Raw genomic sequence first — 22,178 nt, forward strand, 5'->3', positions numbered from 1 at the left:
ACCGGAGACATTCCATGCCCCAAGAGAAATTCCGTCTCGTCACGCGCAGTGACTTTGACGGCCTCGTCTGTGCCGTGCTGCTCAACGAACTCGACCTGATCGACGACATCAAGTTCGTGCATCCGAAAGACATGCAGGACGGCAAGATCGACATCACCGCGCGCGACATCACCACCAACCTGCCTTACGTCGCCGCCGCCCACCTCGCCTTCGACCACCACCTGTCGGAAACCATCCGCAACACCGGCGAGCGCAAGAATCACATCATCCAGGCGGAAGCCCCGTCGGCTGCGCGTGTTGTGTACAACTACTACGGCGGCAAGGAAGCCTTCCCGAACATCACCGACGACATGATGGATGCGGTCGACAAGGCCGATGCGGCACAATTCAGCCGCGACGAGATCCTCAATCCGACCGACTGGGTACTGCTCAACTATCTGATGGATGCACGCACCGGCCTCGGCCGCTTCCGTGACTTCCGGATCAGCAACTACACGCTGATGATGGATCTGATCAAATACTGCCGCAATCACGGCATCGACGAGATTCTCGCCCTGCCCGACGTCAAGGAGCGGGTCGATCTTTACGTCGAACAGGCGGCAATGGCCAGCGAACAGATCCAGCGCTGCACCACGGTACACAAAAACCTCGCGGTCCTCGACCTGCGCAATGAAGAGACCATCTGGGCGACCAACCGCTTCATGATCTACGCGCTCTTCCCGCAGACCAACATCTCGATCCACGTGCTGTGGGGCGTCCAGAAGCAGAACACGGTTTTCGCGACCGGCAAGTCGATTCTCGACCGCGGCAGCAAGACCAACGTTGGCGAACTGATGCTGCAGTACGGCGGCGGTGGTCACCAGGCAGCCGGCACCTGTCAGGTTGCCAACGATCAGGCTGCTGCAACACTGCAGGCGCTGATCACCAAGATCAACGCCGACGGCTGATCAGCTCTCGAAGGAAACCGGCGGAATGAGCGGCGGTGGCGTAAAGCCCAGTTCGATCATCTCCGCCTCCAGCTTGATGCGCAGGATCAACAGGCCATGCAGGCTCTCGCGTGCCTTGTCGTCGGCCCAGTTGGCGTGATGATCCTGCAGGCAGGCATCCAGCGCGTAACGATTGGCCAGATCGACCCCACAGATCGCAGCGTAACGGCGAATCTCGTGATCAAGATCGGCCAGTTCGCGTTCATAATGCTCGAATCCACTCATGGCTAAAGCATAACCCGAAAGGATTCTGAATGCACTGGCTGAACCTGCCCGCGCCCGAGCCAACCCGGCATGCCGCCTTTGCCGACCTGGCCAGCGCCAAGGCATGGCTCGCGGCCCAGCCCCAGACCCAGCCGCTGCTCATGCTCGAACTGCTGACCGGGCAACTCAATGCCGTAGACGGCGCGCGCCTGCCGTCCGGCCAGATCGCCGAACAGCTCGACCTCCTGCACGGCGCATCGGTCGCCACACTCGCCGCTCTCGAATCGCGCTATACGCGCAAGCCCTTGCCGATGCCGGTGGAAGACGAAGGCATCTTTCTCGCATCGCAACACCTGTGGGCCCGCCTGGGCATTGCCTATCTGCGTCTGGCGCCGCATTTTGCCCCCAAGGAAAAATGCCGGCTGCTGTTTCGCGCCACCAACGCTTTCCGGACCGCCGAGTTCTGCCACTTCCTGGCCTCCCGCGAATGTCCCGCCCAGCTCGATCAACTGCTCTTCGGTGTCCTGATTCAGGCCGAGAGCAGTGGCATCCTGCGTCAGCCGGTAACCGACAAGCATTTCCCGCATCTGGGCGAGGGCAATATTGCCGGGCTGCTCGCCTGGGCCTTCCTGCTTCGCCTGATCGATCCTTACCGCCTGACCGCGCCGCAACTGGCCGTGGCCAATCGCGCGATCAGCCGCTGGCGCGAGTTGTGCAGTTTTCACATGGAAGCCGACCAGAGTTCGCATGCCCGTGAAATCTCGCTCGCCTCGCTGTTCGGCACCACCTTGCCGGAAGGCATGCCGCGCTGGCTAGGCATTCGCTCGATCGCCCGCAAGATCAGCGCCCGCATCGAAGCCCTGCAAAATGGCGAGACTCCCGAATCACTGAAGCTCGGCCGTGAGCTCTCAGGAAGTGCCTGCATCCGCTTGTTGACCGACATCGACCGCTATCTGCTGGCCAGCCCGCCGGTCACCGGTAGCGAAAGCGGCGATGTCCAGCTCGCCTTCGGCCCGGCCGATGCCTACGCACTATTCACCGAAGAGCTGCTCAATCCCGAAGCCAGCATGGACATACGCAGTGAAGCTCTGGCCAATGAGCGCATGGCGATTTTCGGCTTCGACCAGGTGTCACGCATGCCGACTGCCGTCCAGCGTCTGCACATTCCGGGCGAAATGTGGAAAGTCTTCGACGGCATCGCAATCCGCCCGCCCGAGACCGGCGAACGCCGCCTGGCCCCCTGCCTGATCGCCACGCTGCGCGATGGCCAGGCACGCCTTGGCGTATTGCGGGCGCTGCTCGGCGACGCCGGCGGCAGCCTGAGCGCCACATTGGACTGGTATGCCGGCAAAGTCGAAGCCTGCCGCCTGAAGCCGCTGGGCCCGCGCGAACAGAAAATGCCGCGGGTGGCCGCCTTCCTGCTGCATGACGCCGGACAGGTGTCGCTGCTCATTCCGTCCGCCGCCCCGATCCGTCCCGGTATCGGCCTGGCCCTCGAAGGCGGCACGCTGGAGCATCTCGTACCGATCGAAGTCATCGAACGCGGTATCGACTTCGTTCGCTACAGTTGCCGTCTGGCCTGAGCAAATAAAAAGGCCCGTCGCGTGACGGGCCTTTTGTCCGGCGCTGCGCGAAAATGACCTCCGCGCAGTGGTCGACCGTCAGAAACGGTCGAAATCCGGCTTATTCGAACTCGATGATCACCTGATCCACCGACAGGCTTTCGCCGGCCGCAGCGGAGATCTTCTTGACCTTGCAGTCCTGGTCGGCCTTGAGGATATTTTCCATCTTCATGGCTTCGATGACCGCCAGCTTCTCGCCCGCCTTGACTTCCTGACCGACGCTGACTGCCACTTCGCGCAGCAGACCCGGCATCGGGGAAAGCAGGAACTTCGAGAGGTCGGGCGCCGGCTTTTCGGGCATCAGGGCCAGCAGTTCGGCAGCGCGGGCGCTCATCACCATGAAGTCGGCACGCGTGCCCCAGTGGAACAGGCTGTACTTGGTCTTGTGACGTTCGACCTGCAGGGTGAATGCTTCACCGTTGCAGGTACCGTTGAACAGCGACTCGCCCAGCTTCCAGTCGGACAGGATCTCGTATTGCTTGCCCTGGTATTCAACGTGGTAACCGCCAGCGATCGGACGCGCCACAACATGATGACTCTCGTTGCCGTTCGGATTCAGGCGAACAACACACCAGTTGTCGCTGACGATACGCTCGTGACCCTGCAACTGGCCGGTGATCGAAGCGGAACGGTCGGTGAAGGCGCGATAGACGTAGGCAGCAACAGAGACCAGCAGGGCCGGATCATCATGCGGCACCATCGAGGCGTCGAAACCCGTCGGGTAGTGCTTGGGGATGAAACCGGTATCGAAGATGCCGGAATGGAAAACCGGATGCTGCATCAGCGCGGCCTGGAACGGAATGTTCGAGGAAATGCCGCGGATGACGAAACCGTTCAGGGCATCACGCATGCGGGCGATGGCCTGCTCGCGGGTGGCAGCATGCACGATCAGCTTGGCGATCATCGAGTCGTAGAACATCGAGATTTCGCCACCGTCGTATACGCCGGTATCGACACGGGTCGTGCCATTGGCGTCGGTGGTTTCCTTGGGCGGCAGGAACTTGACCAGACGACCAGTGGACGGCAGGAAGCCGCGGAACGGGTCTTCGGCGTTGATCCGGCACTCCATGGACCAGCCGTTGATCTTGACGTCAGCCTGGGCCAGCGGCAGCTTTTCGCCGTAGGCAACGCGGATCATCTGCTCGACCAGGTCGAGGCCGGTGATCAGCTCGGTAACCGGATGTTCCACCTGCAGACGGGTGTTCATTTCCAGGAAGTAGAATTCCTTGGTCGCGCCGGAGACCACGAATTCGACCGTACCGGCCGACTCGTAATTCACGGCACGGGCCAGGGCCACGGCCTGTTCGCCCATCGCCTTGCGCATTTCCGGATCGACGAAGGGGCTCGGCGCCTCTTCGATGACCTTCTGGTGACGACGCTGGATCGAGCAATCGCGCTCGTTCAGGTACACGTAGTTGCCATGGCTGTCGCCAAGCACCTGGATTTCGATGTGGCGCGGTTCGAGCACGTACTTTTCGATGAAGACGCGGTCATCACCGAAGGAGTTGCGGGCTTCATTGACGCAGGAAGAGAAGCCTTCATGGGCTTCGGCATCGTTGTAGGCAACGCGCAGACCCTTGCCGCCGCCGCCGGCGGAAGCCTTGATCATCACCGGATAGCCGATGCCCTGGGCGATCTTGACGGCTTCGTCAGGACCCGCGATGGCCTCGTTGTAGCCCGGGATGGTGTTGACCTTGGCTTCGATGGCCAGCTTCTTGGACTCGATCTTGTCGCCCATCTTGGCGATGGAGTAGTGCTTCGGACCGATGAACTTGATGCCTTCTTCTTCCAGACGGCGGGAAAATGCGGCGTTCTCGGACAGGAAACCGTAGCCAGGATGGACGGCCTGAGCACCGGTCTGCTTGCAGGCAGCGATGATCTTGTCGGCAACCAGATAAGACTCTTTCGAGGCAGCCGGGCCGATGCAGACGGCTTCATCGGCCATATCGACGAACAAGGCATCCTTGTCGGCTTCGGAATAGACGGCGACCGTCTTGATGCCCATCTTGCGGGCGGTCTTGATGACACGGCAGGCGATTTCGCCGCGGTTTGCGATCAGAATTTTAGTGAACATATTCCTTTTTCTCCCTGACGCTTACAGAGGAATGTTGCCGTGCTTGCGCCACGGATTGTCGAGTTTCTTGTCGCGCAACATGGCCAGCGAGCGGGCAATACGCTTGCGGGTGGCATGCGGCATGATGACGTCGTCGATGAAGCCACGTGCGCCAGCCACGAACGGATTGGCGAACTTGTCCTTGTATTCGGCTTCGCGCTCGGCGAGCTTGGCCGGATCGTTCTTTTCCTCGCGGAAGATGATCTCGACGGCGCCCTTCGGGCCCATCACGGCGATTTCGGCAGACGGCCAGGCGAGATTGACGTCGCCGCGCAGGTGCTTGGACGACATCACGTCGTAAGCGCCGCCGTAGGCCTTGCGGGTAATCACGGTGACCTTCGGCACGGTACATTCGGCGTACGCGTAGAGCAGCTTGGCGCCGTGCTTGATGATGCCGCCGTATTCCTGCTGCGTACCCGGCATGAAGCCCGGCACATCGACGAAGGTGACGACCGGAATGTTGAAGGCATCGCAGAAGCGGACGAAACGGGCAGCCTTGATCGAGGACTTGATGTCCAGACAGCCGGCCAGCACCAGCGGCTGGTTGGCGACGATGCCGACCGGGTGGCCGTCAACGCGACCGAAGCCGATGATGATGTTCTTGGCGTAATCCGGCTGGATTTCGAAGAAATCGTTGTCGTCGACGACCTTGATCAGCAATTCCTTCATGTCGTACGGCTTGTTGTTATTGTCCGGCACCAGGGTGTCGAGCGAATAATCCATGCGACCGGCCGGATCGTTGGTCCAGGTAACCGGCGGCTTTTCCTTGTTGTTGGCCGGCAGGAAGTTCATGAAGCGGCGCAGCATGGACAGGGCTTCGACGTCGTTCTCGAAAGCGAGGTCGGCGACGCCGGACTTGCTGGTATGCGTCACTGCACCGCCCAGTTCTTCGGCGGTGACGTCTTCGTGGGTGACCGTCTTGACGACTTCCGGACCGGTCACGAACATGTAGGACGAGTCTTTCACCATGAAGATGAAATCGGTCATCGACGGCGAGTACACCGCACCACCGGCACAGGGGCCCATGATCATGGAGATCTGCGGCACGACGCCGGAGGCCATCACGTTGCGCTGGAACACGTCGGCGTAACCGCCGAGGGAGGCAACGCCTTCCTGGATGCGGGCGCCGCCCGAGTCATTGAGACCGATCACCGGGGCGCCAACCTTCATCGCCTGATCCATGACCTTGCAGATCTTCTCGGCATGGGTTTCCGACAGCGAGCCGCCGAACACGGTGAAATCCTGCGAGAAGACGAAGACCAGACGGCCGTTGATCGTGCCGTAGCCGATAACCACGCCGTCACCCGGAGTTTTTTCCGCCTGATCCATACCGAAATCGGTACAGCGGTGCTCCTTGAACATGTCCCATTCTTCGAAGGAATCCGGGTCGAGCAGCAGCTCGATACGTTCACGGGCGGTCAGCTTGCCCTTCTTGTGCTGGCTGTCGATACGCTTCTGGCCACCGCCGAGGCGGGCCAGTTCACGCTTTTTTTCCAGCTGGCGGATGATGTCGTGCATAGAAAACTCCCTAAGTGGATCGGGTGATTAGTGTTTCAGATAGTCGAGCAGCGCATACGCGGCAGCAGCCGGTGTCGTATGACCCTGTTCGACGGATTGGGTGAACGCGGGCAGGTTTTCCTGCACGCGCGGGTGAAGACGGAAATGCTGGCGCAGGCCGGAATCGATCATCTGCCACATCCAGGACAATGCCTGGTGTTGCCGCTTGGCCGCGAACTCGCCGGTCGGTTTGAGGGCGGCCTCGAATTTCTCGACCTGTTCCCAGAACTCGCCGATGCCCTGCTTGTGCAAGGCCGACAGGGCGATGACCGGCGGCGCCCAGTTCGGTGAGGCCGGACGCAGCATGTGCAACGCATTGCGCCACTGGGCACGGACAACGGCGGTAGCCTGCTTGTCGATGTCGGCCTTGTTGATGACCACCATGTCGGCGATCTCGACGATACCTTTTTTGATGGCCTGCAGATCGTCGCCGGCATTCGGCAACTGCAGCAGGCAAAACATGTCGACCATGCCGGCGACGGTCGTTTCCGACTGGCCGACGCCAACCGTCTCGATGATGATCACATCGTAGCCGGAGGCTTCGCAGAGCAGCATGGCTTCGCGCGACTTCTCGGCAACGCCGCCCAATGAACCGGAAGACGGACTCGGCCGGATGAAGGCTTCCTCGCGCTGACTGAGCAGCTCCATACGCGTCTTGTCGCCGAGGATGGAACCGCCGGACACCGAAGACGAGGGGTCGACCGCGAGCACGGCAAGTTTCTTGCCCTGCTCGATCAGCCAGACGCCGAGTGCTTCGATGAAAGTCGATTTACCCGCCCCCGGCACGCCGGAAATACCAATGCGGATCGCCTTGCCGGTGCTCGGCAGCAGCGCGTTCAGCACCTGCTGCGCGCGTTGCTGGTGATCCGGCCGCGTCGACTCGATCAGCGTGATGGCCTTGGCCAGCGCACGGCGCTGACCGGCCAGCACGCCGTCTACCAGCGCCTGATCGGCAGAAGAAAGGGAATGCGCCAGCACGGCAGCTTCGCCCGGATGCATGCAGGGCTTAGCCGCGTGCCTTGCGGATTTCTTCGATCACCTTGATGGCCGAATCCTCGATCCGGGTACCCGGCCCGAAGATGGCCTTGGCGCCGGCGTTGTACAGATAGTCGTAGTCCTGGGCCGGAATCACGCCACCGGCGAAGACGATGATGTCGTCACCGCCCTGATCCTTGAGCGCCTTGACCAGCTGCGGCAGCAAGGTCTTGTGACCGGCGGCCAGCGACGACACGCCGACGGCGTGCACGTCGTTTTCAATCGCCTGACGGGCAGCTTCTTCCGGGGTCTGGAAGAGCGGCCCCATATCGATGTCGAAACCGAGGTCGGCGTAGGCGGTAGCCACCACCTTGGCACCACGGTCATGGCCGTCCTGGCCGAGCTTGGCGATCATGATGCGCGGGCGACGACCTTCTTCTTCGGCGAACTTGGCGACATCGGCCTTGATCTTTTCCCAGCTTTCCTGACCTTCCACAACGCCTCCGTACACACCCGAAATGGTCTGGTTGTTGGCACGGAAACGACCAAAGATCTTTTCCAGCGCATCCGACACTTCACCGACCGTGGCGCGCAGGCGCATGGCCTTGACCGTCAGGTCGAGCAGATTGCCTTCGCCGGACTCAGCCGCAGCGGTCAACGCGTCCAGAGCGGCAGAAACGGCTGCTGAATCACGGGTAGCGCGAATTTGCTTCAAACGGGCGATCTGCGAATCGCGCACGGCATGGTTGTCGATATCGAGAATGTCGATCGCGTCTTCCTTGGCCAGCTTGTACTTGTTGACGCCAACGATGACGTCCTTGCCGGAGTCGATGCGCGCCTGCTTGTCGGCGGCGCAGGTTTCGACCTGCATCTTGGCCCAGCCCGATTCGACGGCCTTGGTCATGCCGCCCATCGCTTCGATTTCCTGGATGATGCCCCAGGCCTTGTCGGCCATGTCCTGGGTCAGCTTTTCCATCATGTAGGAGCCGGCCCACGGATCGACGACGTTGGTGATGTGGGTTTCTTCCTGGATGATCAACTGCGTGTTGCGGGCGATGCGCGACGAGAATTCGGTCGGCAGTGCGATGGCTTCATCCAGCGCATTGGTGTGCAACGACTGGGTGCCGCCGAAGACGGCCGCCATCGCTTCGATGGTGGTGCGCACGACGTTGTTGTACGGATCCTGCTCGGTCAGCGACCAGCCCGAGGTCTGGCTGTGCGTGCGCAGCATCTTCGACTTGGCGCTCTTGGCGTTGAAACCGGTCATGATGCGGTCCCACAACAGGCGGCCGGCGCGCATCTTGGCGATTTCCAGGTAGAAGTTCATGCCGACGGCCCAGAAGAAGGACAGGCGACCGGCGAAGGTGTCGACGTCCATGCCGGAAGCGACGCCGGTACGCACGTATTCCATGCCGTCAGCCAGCGTGAAGGCCAGTTCGATGGCCTGATTGGCACCGGCTTCCTGGATGTGATAACCGGAAATCGAGATCGAGTTGAACTTCGGCATGTGCTGCGCCGTGTAGCCGAAAATGTCGGCAATGATCTTCATCGACGGCTTGGGCGGATAGATATAGGTATTCCGCACCATGAACTCTTTGAGAATGTCGTTCTGGATGGTGCCGGACAGCTTGTCCTGCGAAACACCCTGTTCTTCGGCGGCAACGATGTAGCCGGCAAGAATCGGCAGCACGGCGCCGTTCATCGTCATCGAGACGGAAATCTTGTCGAGCGGGATGCTGTCGAAGAGGATCTTCATGTCTTCGACGGAGTCGATCGCGACGCCGGCCTTGCCGACGTCGCCCGTAACGCGGGCATTGTCCGAGTCGTAACCACGGTGCGTCGCCAGGTCGAAAGCCACGGAAACGCCCTGGCCGCCGGCGGCGAGCGCCTTGCGGTAGAAGGCGTTGGAGGCTTCGGCAGTGGAGAAACCGGCGTACTGACGGATGGTCCACGGCTTGACGGCATACATCGTCGGTTGCGGGCCGCGCAGATAAGGGGCGAAGCCGGGCAGGGTGTCAGCGAATTCCAGGCCGGCAACGTCAGCCTTCGTATACAGTGCCTTGACGGCCAGACCTTCCGGGGTGTTCCAGACCAGATTGCCGATATCGCCGCCCGGAGACTGTTTTGCTGCGGCCTTTTCCCATGCATCCAGGTTATTGGAATCAAAGAACTTTTCAGACATGACACACCCCTCGCTGATTCGATTTTTTCAGGCCGATGATGCAGAATTCAAAATTCTACGCTTTCAGACCCAGCTTGACATACCAAACCTCACATAATACTTTATCCATAATTATGGAAGCAAGCCGACAACGTATCGGCCAGCCCATTCACACTAGACGGAAACAATGAACCGCATTGCACCTACAGCGCTTTACCAGGAAGTGGCCGAACGATTGCGCCAGCGCATCTTCGCTCACGAACTGAATCCCGGCACCTGGATCGACGAGCAAAAACTCGCCGAACAGTACGGCATCTCCCGCACGCCACTGCGCGAAGCGCTCAAGGTACTGGCCTCGGAAGGACTCGTTGAACTGAAGCCACGCCGCGGCTGTTACGTCACCGAAATTTCGCGCCAGGATCTCGACGACATTTTCCCGCTGATGGCCATGCTGGAAGGACGTTGCGTCAGCGAAGCGATTGGCCGTGCCAAATCGGCCGATATCGCCCGGCTGAAAAAAATTCATGAGCAACTTGAATCCGCCGCACGCGATGGCCGCATCGACGCGTTCTTCGAGGCCAATCAGGAGTTTCACCGGCAAATTCAGCTCTTGTCTGGCAATCGCTGGTTGCTGACCGTAATTCAGGATCTGCGCAAGGTGCTCAAGCTGTCGCGTCTGCACTCGCTGTCGCTGGAAGGACGCCTGCAGCAGTCACTCGATGAGCATCGCATCATCATGGGCGCTCTTGAGGCTGGCGATACGGCCAAGGCCGAGAAGGCAATGCACGACCATCTGCTTTCCGGTCGCGAGGCGCTGGCCAAGATGCAGGACAGCCCAGCCAAATCCTAGTTGCCTTGGGGATGGCAACGCCATCCCCAATCAGTGCATCTGACTTTCGATATTGGCAAACAGTCGATCGTAAATATCGACCAGGGCATCACGATCCGCACTGCCCTTGACCCATTTCCTCGACTCGACCACCGCGATCGCTTCCTGCTCGATGGCCGGCAGGCTGGATACATCGAGTTTTTCCCCGTGCAGGATGGCCGTCACGTCGGACCGCGCCTTCTGGGCCATCTCCACCAACTGCATTGAAGAAATCATCGCGCGTGCCCCGGTTTCGATCGTCGCCGCCAACTCACCAACTTCCAGGGCCGATGCCGACGATAGTGTCAGGTTTTCACTGAACTCGGCCGCCGTCAGCCGCGCACCGTTTACCGAGCGATGCAAGCCGCCAATTTGCCGGGTTGCCGACTCCATTGAAGCACTGACTGCAGAGATGGCAACGGTGATTTCTTCGGCTGAGCGCTGCGACTGGTCGGCCAGCTTGCGTACCTCATCGGCCACGACGGCGAACCCCCGCCCGGCCTCGCCAGCCCGGGCTGCCTCGATCGCAGCATTGAGGGCGAGCAGATTGGTCTGTTTCGCAATACCGTCAATCCGACCGCTCAGATCGCGAATGGCGGCCGCCTTGGCATTGAGATCATCGAGCGCCTGCACGCCGCTCTCTGCCGCCTGTTGCGCATCGCCCAGGGCCGTCGACATACGGCCGGCCGCATTGGCCATGACACTCGCTGACTGTGCGAACTCCCCGGCCATGCTTTCGACCTGCACCGAGTGGCCACTGACTTCGTTCAAGGTGAGATCAACATGTTTGATCGCCATCGAAAGACCACGCTCGGAGCGCAGGAAAATACGCGACAACAAGGCCTCGCGGGCAACCGACTCCTGCGCCGCACCAAGGCGATCGAGCAGCAGTTGCATCTGCTCAAGCACCCCCCGGAAAGTACCGTGCAAACCGGTGGTCTGCAGGCGCCGCCAGTTGTGGTTCTCGGATGAGGCCGACATCGCACCGAGAATTTCCCGGAAAGCCGTTTCGGTCTGATCCAGCAAGGAGTTCAGATTGACGCGGATGGCTTCCAAGCGCCTATCCTGAAGGGCCTGCGGCATGCGGGCAACGAGATCCCCCTGACCGACCCGGCTGAGCAATTGGTCGAGTTCGGGCAAGGGCCCGGTGACAGCGCTTTCCGGCCAGAACAAAACAAGAAAGGCCGGAACCGAAAAAAGCACGACCAGCCAGGGCGAGACAAAGGCAGAACCAATACCGGCTCCGAGCAAGAGAGCCAGCGCCCAGCGCCTAAAGGGAAAAGACCAGTTCTTCATAGCTCATTCCTGTCTGTTGCAGCAGATCAAGCAAGACCTTGGTACCGGCCGCAATCGCATCCCTGGCACCGGCAGCGCTCTCGGCCGCCAGCATTTGCCGATAAACCGGCTCGATCTTGCTGATCGCATCGCGCCTCGGACAACGCCGCACCGAGGTGTAGCCGACGATTCGCTTGTTCCGGTCAAAATCCGGCGTGATATGGGTAAAAACCCAGTAGAAACTGCCATCCTTTGCCATGTTTTTCACATAGCCGAAGAACTCCCGCCCAGACTCTATGGTGTCCCAGGCCAGCTTGAATGCAGCCCGAGGCATATCCGGGTGACGAACGATATTGTGCTGGGTACCAAGGAGTTCAGCCTCGGTATACCCGGAAAATTCGATGAAAATCGGATTGCCGTAGGTAATGATGCCCTTGGCGGTGGTTTTCGAGACGATGAAATCGTCTTCGCGCATGCTGCGCTCGACTGTTGTCGGTTCGATCTTTCTTTTCATTTGACCCCCTGGGCGAGAAACGCCGCTCGGTAGCTTGTGTTGCCAATTTACTACATCGGCGAACGGTCGACCGGTTGGAGAGATCAAAAAAAACCCCGGCGGCTTGCGCCACCGGGGTTTTTCACCACTTGCGCAGCTTAGTGATTGCTGGCGGAAGCAGCACCGTAACCCGTCTGGGCACGGACATACTGATCTTCGAAAGCTTCGATTTCCTTGCCGGCACGCACGCTCGAATCCGTCTTCGAGAAGATGTAGGCAAACAGGAAGGCAATCGGCATCGCGAACAGTGCCGGCTGGGTGTAGGGGAACAGAGCCGCCTTGTAGCCCAGCACATCGACCCAGACCGACTTCGAGAACAGCACGAAGAGGACGGCAGAAACCAGACCACCATAGCCACCGAACAATGCGCCGCGAGTCGTCAGACCCTTCCAGTACATCGACAGGATCAGCACCGGGAAGTTGGCAGCCGCAGCCACACCGAACGCCAGACCGACCATGAAAGCGATGTTCTGCTTTTCGAACAGGATGCCGAGCACGATGGCAACAAAGCCGAGACAGATGGTGGCGATCTTCGAAACACGAATTTCCTTCGTTTCCGAAGCCTGGCCCTTCATGATGACGCGGGCGTAGAGATCGTGCGAGATGGCCGAAGCGCCAGCCAGTGCCAGACCGGAAACCACAGCCAGGATGGTGGCGAAGGCAACCGCCGCCAGGAAGCCGAGCAGCATGTCGCCGCCAACCGCCTTGGCCAGGTGCATGGCAACCATGTTGCCGCCACCGACCAGCTTGCCGCCGACCACGCCGCCTTCAAAAAACTCGGGGTTCTGACCGACGATCAGGATGCCACACAGGCCCATGATGAAGATGACGTTGAAGAAGTAGGCAACGAAACCGGAAGCGTAAAGCACCGACTTGCGGGCTTCCTTGGCATCAGTCACGGTGAAGAAGCGCATCAGGATGTGCGGCAGGCCAGCCGTACCGAACATCAGGCCGAGGCCGAGCGAAATGGCGGTCACCGGATCGGCGAGCAGGCTGCCCGGATACATCAGCTTGGGACCGAGGGCATGTGCCGCCGTCGCCTTTTCAAGCAGCGTCTGGAACGAGAAGCCGAACTGGCTGAAGGCGAGGAACATGACCAGCGTGCCACCGGCCAGCAACATGCAGGCCTTGATGATCTGCACCCAGGTCGTGGCAACCATGCCGCCGAAGGTGACGTACACCATCATCAGGATACCGACGGCGAAGATCGCGACGTTGTATTCCAGACCGAAGAGCAGCTTGATCAACTGACCGGCACCGACCATCTGGGCAATCAGGTAGAAGCAGACCACGACGAGCGACGAAATCGCGGCCATGGTGCGCACCTTGCCCTGATCGAGACGATAGGCGGTGATGTCGGAGAAGGTGAACTTGCCCAGGTTGCGCAGGCGTTCGGCCATCAGGAAGAGGATGATCGGCCAGCCGGCAAAGAAGGCCAGCATGTAGATGTAGCCATCGTAACCCTTGCCATAGACCATGGCGGTCAGACCGAGCAGCGTCGCGGCCGACATGTAGTCGCCGGCAATTGCCAGGCCGTTCTGGAAGCCGGTGATACCGCCACCCGCGGTGTAGAAGTCAGCGGTCGACTTGGTGCGGCTGGATGCCCAGTAAGTAATGCCCATCGTCATGCAGACGAAAAGACAGAACATGATGATGGCGTGCCAGTTGGTCGCCTGCTGTTCGGTGACGCCCTCGAGCGGGCCACCGGCAAAGGCCGTGGCCGCAACGGCGAAAAGACCGAGCGCGCTGGTAGTTTTGCTCAGATGACGCATTATTTGTTCTCCTTCCAGGCTTCCTTGACGATTTCCTGCGTCAGGGAGTCAAACTCGGTATTGGCGCGCTTCACATAAACAGCGGTAAGCACCCAGAAGAAAATGAACATGAACAGTTCGACGGCAACGCCGACCGTCCACATCGAACCTTCACTGACCGGCTGCCCCAAAGCGACGGGGTTGAATGCCACCACCATCACAAAGCCGTAAAACATGATCAAAACAATGGCCGCCAGGATCGTTGCGAAACGCGTGCGTTTCCCGACAAGCTCCTGAAATTTCGGATTGGCCCGCATCCGCTCATACATCGCGCTGCTCATGGTTGCTGTCCCCCTTAATTAATAATTACCGGAAAACCGGCGGCAGTATTATATCTTATACAAGACATTGGTTAATAGTGAATCGGGACCGCTCTATAATTCACAACTTCGCAACATGGATAAGCATTTGTTATGGCTACGGTCGACCTCTGCAACAACGGCGAAATCGCCACCCTGACCCTGAACAACCCCGGCAAGCTGAACGCCATCGACCTCGCGATGTGGCAGCAACTGGCTGAAAACATGGCTATTTTGTCGGTCGACCGCAACGTGCGCTGTATCGTCATCCGCGGCGCCGGCCACGAGGCCTTTGCTGCCGGCGGCGATCTCGAGGAATTTGTCACGGCCCGCACAACGCTTGAACAGGCGCTGCACTATCACGGCCAGGTTGCCCTCGCACTCAATGCCATCGCCGACTGCCCGCATCCGACCGTGGCCATGATCCAGGGCGCCTGCATCGGCGGCGGACTGGAAATCGCCGGCGTCTGCGACCTGCGCATCTGCAACGAAAACGCCCGTTTCGGCGCGCCGATCAACAAACTCGGTTTTTCGATGTACCCGGGTGAAATGGAAGGCCTGCTCAAGCTGGCCGGCGCTGCGGTTATGAAGGAAATCCTGCTCGAAGGCCGCATCCTGACCGCCACCGAGGCCTACGAAAAAGGCCTGGTGACGCGCGTCGTGCCGGATGCTCAGGTCGAGGACGAGGCTTACGCCACCGCCCGACGCATCTGCAACGGTGCGCCACTGGTCGCGGGCTGGCACAAGCAATGGATTCGCCGTCTGCAGAACGGTCGACCGCTCAACGACGAAGAAAAAGCCGCGTCCTTCGCCTTCCTCGACACCGAGGACTACAAGGAAGGCCTGGACGCCTTCCTGGCCAAGCGCAAACCGGTGTTCAAGGCGCGCTGATCAGCCGCCAAACACCGTGTGCAGCATCTTCGCCGAAAGCAGAATCAACACCCCGGCGAAGATCTTTTTCAGCGTCGCGACCGGCAGGCGGTGTGCCAGGCGCGCACCGAGCGGCGCCGTGAAAAAGGAAACGCTGCTGATCAGCAGGAAAGCCGGCAGGTAAACATAGCCGAGTGACCAGTCCGGCAAGCCGGCACTGCCCCAGCCATTGATCAGGTAACCCAGCGCCCCGGCCAGCGCGATCGGCAAGCCGATCGCCGCCGAGGTGCCGATTGCATTCTGCATCTTGACGTTGCACCAGGTCATGAACGGCACCGACAGCGAACCGCCGCCGATCGCCACCAGCGCCGAAATGATCCCGATGCCCGCCCCGACGCCCGCCATGCCGGCGGCGCCGGGCAGGTTGCGCGTCGGCTTTGGCTTGACGTTGAGAATCATCTGCAGCGACACATAGGCCATGAAGCAGGCAAAGAAGATGGCGAGCGGACGGGTAGGCACCTGCGAGGCGACAAAAGTACCGGCAAAAGTGCCAAGCAGGACACCCGGCGCAATCGCCTTGACGATATCCCAGCGCACCGCGCCGTGCGCATGATGGGCACGCAGGCTGGAGAGCGAAGTCAAGACGATGGCCGCCATCGACGTACCGAGTGCCAGATGGACCAGATGCTCGCTACCCACCCCCTGGGCAGCAAACATCGCCGTCAGCAGGGGCACCATGATGCCGCCACCACCCACCCCGAGCAGACCCGCGAACACCCCGACCAGGGCACCCAGCAACAAATAGGCAATCAGCCATTCAACAGCCATGTTCAAGACCCTTTCAGTGGATCATCGCCCAGCAGATGCCCGACGATGAAACTCCATTCGTCTGCAGCCACCGGCATAATCGACAGGCGATTACCACGCGCCAGCAGGCGCATGCCAGCCAGTTCCGGATGGCGACGCAGTTCGCCGAGTGAGAGAAAACTTGTTTTGCTGACAAAACAGACGTCACGCAACAGCCAGCGCGGATTATCCGGTGTCGCCTTCGGATCGAAATACGGGTTATCCCTGCGCCCGGCCGGTGTTGTGCTCTTCGGCTCAAACTGCGTCGCATCCGGATAGGGTTCGGAGCACACCTCGCAGATACCGGCGATGCCCGGCTCGGCACAGCCGGAATGATAGAAGAAGGCAAGATCGCCGATCTGCATCGCGTCGCGCATGAAATTGCGCGCCTGGTAGTTGCGTACGCCGAACCAGGGCACCGTCCGATCGGGCGCGGCAGCAAGGTCGTCGATCGACACCTCGTCGGGCTCGGATTTCATCAACCAGTAGTTCATGTCACGATTTCGGAAATGAAAACGGGTGGCAGAAATTCTGCCACCCGTTGAAGATTGGCCCCCGCAAGTGCCGTCAGGCCGGCATCCTGAACCTGAGTCCAGAGTGGCTGCATTCCTTCCGCATCAGGCACGCTCGACGAAGAGCACGCACAACAGCGGATTGACGGTCCGCAACCGATGCCAATTAGCATTGGTTCAAGGAATATATGGCCTTAACAAACACCGCAGGGGACACTCGGCGGACGACGCCGGGATCAGCAGGAATTGATCAGAGATCCAGTTGCTGCTGGGGCGCCAGCACGGTGTCTATCCGTGCTCCCATGTCGTCGATTCTACGCTTTGCTTCGGAAGTATCAACCGCTTCCGCAAAGCTTTTTTCGCCACTGCGGGAATCCCCGGAAAGCAGCTCGTGCGCGATGTTCAGGGCAGCCATGACAGCAACACGCTCGGCAATGGTGCTCTTCGTGCGCTGGGCAATTTCGCGCATTTTGCCGTCGACCAGATCGACCGCCAGCAACAGCGCATCGCGCTCCTCGGCGGTACAGGCAACGCGGTACTCGCGGCCCATGATCTTGACATCAAGGAAATTGGTCTCGGCGCTCATCTCAGACATCCTCGGGCAGCTTGTCGACCAGGCCTTCGAGGCGTTCGCGCGCAGCCGCCATGGTCTGCCGCAAATGCAGGCGCTCGACCTCGGCCGCAGCCATCTGGTTCTTCAGTACTTCGTTCTCGGCACGCAACTGCTGAACCAGGGCAACGACCTGTTCAACCTTGCCTTCGAGCGCTTCGAGTTCGCTATTCATGGCCCGGACTATAAATGTTAAAACCCCGCATGGTCAAGGACTAAGCCTTTATTCTCAAAGTAGTTTGTAGAAGGACAAACTGTAATTTTTGCTGCGCAGCAATACGTCACAAGGTAGAATGCGCGCCGTTACAGGTGCTGTGCACGGACTCTCCAAGCGCAGTTAAACGGGAAAGCGGTGCGTCTCCAAGGAGACCATTCCGCTGCTGCCCCCGCAACGGTAAGCAAGTGCGGGCGCGTCATCAGGCCACTGGGTGCAAACCTGGGAAGGCGGCGCGTCAAGACTTGCAAGCCCGGATACCGGCCTGGACACCAATGGAAGTACCACGGGGCGGTGGTGCCGGTCCCCGACCTGAACTCACTCCCTGCGCTTCCTTTTCAATGCTGTTCCGACGTGCGGGGACGCCTGTCGGGAAGGGGAAATCATGAATCCACGTTTAAAGCCGCTGGCTGCGCTGCTGCCCATCCTGTTTGCAAACATCGCCACGGCCGCTAGCCAGCCTCAAGAACTCGCCAATATCGTCGTCTCGGCAGCACGCATTCCGACATCTGACGTTGCCGCAACTTACGCCTCAGAAGTACACACCAGAGCCGATATCGACAATTCTGGCGCCCTGACGCTTTACGACTACCTGGCCAACCATACCTCTGTTTCGGTCATGCCCAGCTACGGCAATCGATTCACGCCAAAAATCGACATGCGCGGCTATGGCATCGGCGATGGCTACCAGAACATCGTCGTCAGCGTCGATGGTCAGCGCCTCAACAATATCGACATGAATCCCCAATTGATCGGTGGCGTCGCCTTGTCCGACATTGACCGGATCGAGATCACCAAGGGTAGTGGCTCGGTGATTTATGGTGATGGCGCCACCGCCGGAACGATACAGATCTACACCAAGGCACACCAAGGCGTGAGCATTCAGGCCTATGCCGGAAACAACCAGAGCTTCGGAACAACTGTCACGGCAGGAACCCGCAACGAGTATTTCTCAATCAGCGGAAGCTATGACCGCAGCGCGACGGATGGCGCGAGCAAGGCCGATGTTGCCGGACACAAAGCAAGTTCTGACAGTGAAATCGCCCGCCTTACCCTCAGCGGCAAACTTGGCGATGCGCTAACCGTGAAGCTGGATGGCTATAACGCCAATCTGGAAACTCGCTACCCCGGCTCCCTTACGCAAAGCCAGTTCAACAGTAACCCGTCACAAAGCGCTGGAAATACCTACTCCTATCAGGAACTCAAGTCGAACTACGTTCGCGGCAGCCTCGATTACCAACTTACCGAGCAACTAAAACTAAGCGCTAGCCACGCCCAAGAAGACAAGCAATCCGCCTTTGTCGGCTGGATTTCCAATTACGATCACAAGACCGACGAAATTGTTGCCACTTATGAAAGCAGTCGCATAGCTCTCACCGGTGGCTACCAGCAATTTGACGGCACCCGCTTTGGCAGTTCCGATCAGACTACCAAGAAAAACTCAGCCTGGTTTGCAAACGGACAGTTATTCATCGATGCCTTGACCCTGTCTGCCGGCCTTCGCCAAGAAAAAGTCGCTTATGCCTACAATCCGACGGCTGGCACGTCGCTCAAACAGGACAATGACCTCCAAGGCTGGGATATTGGCGCCAATTACCGCTTCAACAACCAGTTATCCGCATTTGCCAACCTGAACCATGCCTTCCAGGCCCCCGACATTGACCGCTTCTTCAATTTCGGCACTTTCAACCAGTTCATCGCCCCGGCCAAGGTCAACACGCTCAATCTCGGGATTAATCACGTTACGGCAGCAAACCGCCTGAAGGTGACGCTATTCCATGCAAAACTCGACAACGAAATTTATTACTACTCAACTGGCAGCTGGCTTACGTCTTACAACACCAACATCGACAAGTCACATAAATACGGGATCGAATTCCAGAACACCTGGAAAGCAACCGACAGCTTGTCTGTTTCAGGCAAATACGCCTACACCCGCGCCATCATTGATCGGGAACAGGACGGCGGTGGCGCCTATAACGGCAAGGATCTGCCCGGCGTTTCAAAACACACCGTCAATCTGGGGGCGACCTATCGCTTTGGCGAACGCTCCACGATCAGCCTGAATCAGGCGTGGCGCTCCGCGGCATGGGCGGCCGAAGATTTTGATAACAACAATGCACAAAAGCAGCGAGCTTACGCATCGACCGATGTTGCATATCGCTATCGCTATCAAAAATTCGAACTTTTCGCTTCGATCGAAAACCTGTTTGCCCGCAAGAACGGTATCTGGATTCGCGATGATGCGATTTATCCGGTTAACTTCAGCCGGGCCTGGCGCATCGGTATCCAGGCGAATTTCTAAAAGCCATGCCCACCCGCCGCCGCGCCTTCCTGATCCTTGCCAGCCTTGCCCTGTTGGCGGTGCTGAGTATCGGGCTGGCGTTGACGGTGGGCAGTCTGCGCATTCCGCCGGCCGACGTTTTCTCTGCCTTGCTCGGGCGTGAAGTGCCCGGCATCGATGTCGTGCTCGAACTGCGCCTGCCGCGCGCGCTGGCCGGTTTTGCCTGCGGCGGGTTGCTCGCGCTGGCCGGCGCGCTGATGCAGGTGCTGTTGCGCAATCCGCTGGCCGATCCTTACGTGCTGGGGATTTCCGGCGGCGCCGGTTGCGGCGCGCTGTTTGCCATCCTGCTCGGCCTGCCGGCGCTCGGCATCGACGGGCTGGCTTTTGCCGGCGCGCTCGGCGCGATGTTCCTGGTGTTCGGGCTGGCGCACGGCGACGGCAGCTGGACGCAGACGCGCCTGCTGCTGACCGGCGTCATCGTCGCTGCCGGCTGCGGTGCGCTGGTCGCGCTGATGCTCGCCATCGCCCCCGAAGATCGCCTGCGCGGCATGCTCTACTGGCTGATGGGCGATCTCGCCCAGGCTTCGGGCTGGTTGCCCGGCCTGCTCGCGCTGGTCGTCGGTCTGGCCCTGGCCATGCCCTTTGCCCGCGAACTCAACCTGCTGGCGCGCGGCATGCTGCAGGCGCAGGCGCTCGGCGTAGCGGTCAACCGCCTGCGCTATGCCATTTTCCTGCTCGCTTCGCTGGCTACCGCCGCTTCGGTGACCACGGCCGGCTCGATCGGTTTCGTCGGCTTGGTCGTGCCGCACCTGGTGCGTCTGGCGACCGGCAACGACCAGCGCCTGCTGCTGCCGGCCTCGGTGCTGGCCGGCGGTGCGCTGCTGGTGCTGGCCGATACGCTGGCCCGGACGCTGATCGCGCCGCAGCAACTGCCGGTCGGCGTGCTCACTGCGCTGATCGGCGTGCCGGTCTTCCTCATCCTGCTCGCGCGGCAACCGAAATGACCGGCCCCTTGCTCGAAGCCCGCCAACTGGCCGTCGAAATCGGCGGTCGGCGCGTCGTCGACCGTCTGGATCTGGCGCTGAACGGCGGCGAACGCCTGGCCATTCTCGGCCGCAACGGCGCCGGCAAATCGACGCTGCTCGCGACGCTGGCCGGCCTGCGCCCACCGGCTGCCGGCGCCGTGCTGCTCGGCGGCGAGGATGCCGCGCTGTTGCCGCCGCGCGACGCTGCCTTGCGCCGCGCCTGGCTCGGCCAATTCCACGCCGATCCGTTCGGCTCGACCGTACTCGAAACGGCGCTGACTGGCCGCCATCCGCATCTCGGACGCTGGGACTGGGAAACGACGCGCGATGCCGATCTGGCGCGCGGCGCACTGGCCGCCGTCGGTTTGCAAGGCATGGAAGAACGCCAGATCCACACGCTGTCCGGCGGCGAACGCCAGCGTCTGTCGATCGCCACGCTGCTCACCCAGGCGGCGCCGCTCTACCTGCTCGACGAGCCGCTGTCGCACCTCGACCTCAATCATCAGATGGCCGCGCTCGAACTGTTTGCCGGTACGGCGCGCGATTGCGGCGCCGGCGTCGTCATGGTCCTGCACGACCCGGCGCTGGCCCACCGTTTTTGCGACCGCGCGCTGCTCATCCACGGCGACGGCCACTACGAACTCGGACCGGTCGACACCGTCCTGACCGGCGAAACGCTGTCCGGACTCTACGGCTACACCCTGCGCCAGATCGACGACAACGGCCGGCGCTGCTTCATCCCGGAGTAAGACATGGTTACCCACGAACAACGCATGCAGAAAAAGAAGGCCGTGATCGACAACCAGATCGCCGCCGCCCAGGCCGAACGCGGCGTGCTGCTGATCAACACCGGCAATGGCAAAGGCAAGTCGTCGGCTGCTTTCGGCGTCGTCGCCCGCGCCCTCGGTCACGGCCTCAAGGTCGGCGTCGTGCAGTTCGTCAAGGGTCGCTCGGACACCGGCGAGGAAGCCTTTTTCCGCACCCAGCCGAACGTTACCTGGCATGTCGGCGGCGAAGGCTTCACCTGGGAAACCCAGGACAAGGAACGCGATGCCGCCGCTGCCCGCCACGCCTGGTCGATTGCCGGCGAACATCTGGGCAACCCGGAAATCGGCCTGGTCGTGCTCGACGAGATGACCTACGCCTTCAAGTACGGCTGGCTCGATCTCGATGCCGTGATCGCCAAACTGCTCGCCCGCCCGCTCATGCAGCACGTCATCGTCACCGGCCGCGGCGCCCCGGAAGCCCTGCGCGCCGCCGCCGACACGGTAAGCGACATCGGCAACGAGAAACACGCCTTCCAGGCCGGCATCAAGGCGATGCCGGGGCTGGAGTGGTGAGTCCCGGCCAGTTCCACGCCTAGCCACAAACCCCGTTTTACCTGCCGGAGCCG

21 protein-coding genes, 1 other RNA gene and 1 riboswitch are annotated in these 22,178 nt (G+C 60.5%); of the genes, 8 read left to right on the forward strand and 14 right to left on the reverse strand.

Going from position 1 to position 22,178, the window contains the following annotated elements; genetic code table 11:
• The first annotated feature begins 14 nt into the window (after positions 1–14).
• Positions 15–947: an exopolyphosphatase gene (locus KIG99_RS09195; RefSeq protein WP_226459891.1), complete on the forward strand. Its 933-nt coding sequence runs from the start codon at positions 15–17 to the stop codon at positions 945–947.
• Here KIG99_RS09195 and KIG99_RS09200 read toward each other — a convergent pair whose 3' ends face one another.
• The gene (locus KIG99_RS09200) at positions 948–1,211 is read right to left on the reverse strand and encodes a hypothetical protein (RefSeq protein ID WP_226459892.1); all 264 of its coding nucleotides are present in this window, start codon (positions 1,209–1,211) and stop codon (positions 948–950) included.
• Positions 1,212–1,240: 29 nt separating this feature from the next.
• Between KIG99_RS09200 and KIG99_RS09205 the strand changes: the two genes are divergently transcribed.
• Positions 1,241–2,773 carry a hypothetical protein gene (locus tag KIG99_RS09205; RefSeq protein ID WP_226459893.1) on the forward strand — a complete coding sequence of 511 codons (1,533 nt, stop codon included), beginning with the start codon at positions 1,241–1,243 and terminating at the stop codon, positions 2,771–2,773.
• Positions 2,774–2,873: 100 nt separating this feature from the next.
• On the opposite strand, the gene KIG99_RS09210 is transcribed toward KIG99_RS09205, so the two are convergent.
• Genes KIG99_RS09210 through scpA form a run of 4 tightly spaced genes read right to left on the reverse strand, consistent with a single transcriptional unit; the run spans position 2,874 to position 9,639 of the window.
• Complete coding sequence (locus tag KIG99_RS09210; protein ID WP_226459894.1) at positions 2,874–4,886, reverse strand: acetyl-CoA carboxylase biotin carboxylase subunit; 2,013 nt, start codon at positions 4,884–4,886, stop codon at positions 2,874–2,876.
• A 21-nt stretch (positions 4,887–4,907) separates the two neighbouring features.
• Positions 4,908–6,443 carry an acyl-CoA carboxylase subunit beta gene (locus KIG99_RS09215; protein ID WP_226441614.1) on the reverse strand — a complete coding sequence of 512 codons (1,536 nt, stop codon included), beginning with the start codon at positions 6,441–6,443 and terminating at the stop codon, positions 4,908–4,910.
• Positions 6,444–6,470: 27 nt separating this feature from the next.
• Entirely contained in the window at positions 6,471–7,481 is a 1,011-nt protein-coding gene (gene meaB, locus KIG99_RS09220) for a methylmalonyl Co-A mutase-associated GTPase MeaB (protein ID WP_226459895.1), read from the reverse strand.
• 7 nt (positions 7,482–7,488) lie between these two features.
• Positions 7,489–9,639 (reverse strand): methylmalonyl-CoA mutase, encoded by a 2,151-nt coding sequence (gene scpA / locus KIG99_RS09225; RefSeq protein WP_226459896.1) that lies wholly within the window; start codon positions 9,637–9,639, stop codon positions 7,489–7,491.
• Between the two features lie 166 nt (positions 9,640–9,805).
• Between scpA and KIG99_RS09230 the strand changes: the two genes are divergently transcribed.
• Positions 9,806–10,468 (forward strand): GntR family transcriptional regulator, encoded by a 663-nt coding sequence (locus KIG99_RS09230; protein WP_226459897.1) that lies wholly within the window; start codon positions 9,806–9,808, stop codon positions 10,466–10,468.
• Between the two features lie 30 nt (positions 10,469–10,498).
• Here KIG99_RS09230 and KIG99_RS09235 read toward each other — a convergent pair whose 3' ends face one another.
• From KIG99_RS09235 to KIG99_RS09250, 4 genes are all read right to left on the reverse strand, one after another.
• On the reverse strand, positions 10,499–11,782 hold the full coding sequence (locus tag KIG99_RS09235) for a methyl-accepting chemotaxis protein (RefSeq protein ID WP_226459898.1): 1,284 nt from the start codon (positions 11,780–11,782) through the stop codon (positions 10,499–10,501).
• A complete protein-coding gene (locus KIG99_RS09240; RefSeq protein WP_226459899.1) occupies positions 11,757–12,275 on the reverse strand; it encodes a PAS domain-containing protein in 519 nt (172 codons plus the stop codon). The genes KIG99_RS09235 and KIG99_RS09240 overlap by 26 nt, the downstream gene beginning before the upstream one ends.
• Positions 12,276–12,412: 137 nt before the next feature.
• Entirely contained in the window at positions 12,413–14,086 is a 1,674-nt protein-coding gene (locus tag KIG99_RS09245; RefSeq protein ID WP_226459900.1) for a cation acetate symporter, read from the reverse strand.
• On the reverse strand, positions 14,086–14,406 hold the full coding sequence (locus tag KIG99_RS09250; RefSeq protein ID WP_226459901.1) for a DUF485 domain-containing protein: 321 nt from the start codon (positions 14,404–14,406) through the stop codon (positions 14,086–14,088). The genes KIG99_RS09245 and KIG99_RS09250 overlap by 1 nt, the downstream gene beginning before the upstream one ends.
• A 132-nt stretch (positions 14,407–14,538) precedes the next feature.
• Here KIG99_RS09250 and KIG99_RS09255 point away from each other — a divergent pair, with 132 nt between their 5' ends.
• On the forward strand, positions 14,539–15,315 hold the full coding sequence (locus KIG99_RS09255) for an enoyl-CoA hydratase/isomerase family protein (RefSeq protein ID WP_226441622.1): 777 nt from the start codon (positions 14,539–14,541) through the stop codon (positions 15,313–15,315).
• On the opposite strand, the gene KIG99_RS09260 is transcribed toward KIG99_RS09255, so the two are convergent.
• The 5 genes from KIG99_RS09260 to KIG99_RS09280 all read right to left on the reverse strand — a co-directional run bounded on the left by KIG99_RS09260 (position 15,316) and on the right by KIG99_RS09280 (position 17,437).
• Positions 15,316–16,122 carry a sulfite exporter TauE/SafE family protein gene (locus KIG99_RS09260; protein ID WP_226459902.1) on the reverse strand — a complete coding sequence of 269 codons (807 nt, stop codon included), beginning with the start codon at positions 16,120–16,122 and terminating at the stop codon, positions 15,316–15,318.
• Positions 16,123–16,124: 2 nt separating this feature from the next.
• On the reverse strand, positions 16,125–16,634 hold the full coding sequence (locus tag KIG99_RS09265) for an EVE domain-containing protein (RefSeq protein WP_226459903.1): 510 nt from the start codon (positions 16,632–16,634) through the stop codon (positions 16,125–16,127).
• A gap of 54 nt (positions 16,635–16,688) precedes the next feature.
• Positions 16,689–16,868, reverse strand: a non-coding RNA gene (gene ssrS / locus KIG99_RS09270) — 6S RNA.
• A 34-nt stretch (positions 16,869–16,902) separates the two neighbouring features.
• Entirely contained in the window at positions 16,903–17,238 is a 336-nt protein-coding gene (locus KIG99_RS09275; RefSeq protein WP_226441624.1) for a cell division protein ZapA, read from the reverse strand.
• A 1-nt stretch (position 17,239) separates the two neighbouring features.
• Complete coding sequence (locus KIG99_RS09280) at positions 17,240–17,437, reverse strand: hypothetical protein (RefSeq protein ID WP_226441625.1); 198 nt, start codon at positions 17,435–17,437, stop codon at positions 17,240–17,242.
• 115 nt (positions 17,438–17,552) lie between these two features.
• Positions 17,553–17,759: riboswitch (cobalamin riboswitch) on the forward strand.
• Positions 17,760–17,861: 102 nt separating this feature from the next.
• On the opposite strand from KIG99_RS09280, the gene KIG99_RS09285 reads away from it, so the two are divergent.
• From KIG99_RS09285 to cobO, 4 genes are read left to right on the forward strand one after another with little or no spacing between them, the layout of a single operon-like run.
• On the forward strand, positions 17,862–19,781 hold the full coding sequence (locus KIG99_RS09285; RefSeq protein ID WP_226459904.1) for a TonB-dependent receptor: 1,920 nt from the start codon (positions 17,862–17,864) through the stop codon (positions 19,779–19,781).
• A 5-nt stretch (positions 19,782–19,786) separates the two neighbouring features.
• Positions 19,787–20,764 (forward strand): FecCD family ABC transporter permease, encoded by a 978-nt coding sequence (locus tag KIG99_RS09290; protein ID WP_226459905.1) that lies wholly within the window; start codon positions 19,787–19,789, stop codon positions 20,762–20,764.
• Entirely contained in the window at positions 20,761–21,534 is a 774-nt protein-coding gene (locus KIG99_RS09295) for an ABC transporter ATP-binding protein (protein ID WP_226459906.1), read from the forward strand. Before KIG99_RS09290 ends, KIG99_RS09295 begins: the two co-directional genes overlap by 4 nt.
• A 3-nt stretch (positions 21,535–21,537) precedes the next feature.
• Positions 21,538–22,125, forward strand: a complete 588-nt coding sequence (gene cobO, locus KIG99_RS09300; protein ID WP_226459907.1) for a cob(I)yrinic acid a,c-diamide adenosyltransferase — start codon at positions 21,538–21,540, stop codon at positions 22,123–22,125.
• Positions 22,126–22,178 lie beyond the last annotated feature (53 nt).

It is taken from the genome of Quatrionicoccus australiensis, from assembly GCF_020510425.1.
In the GTDB taxonomy this organism is placed as follows: domain Bacteria; phylum Pseudomonadota; class Gammaproteobacteria; order Burkholderiales; family Rhodocyclaceae; genus Azonexus; species Azonexus australiensis_A.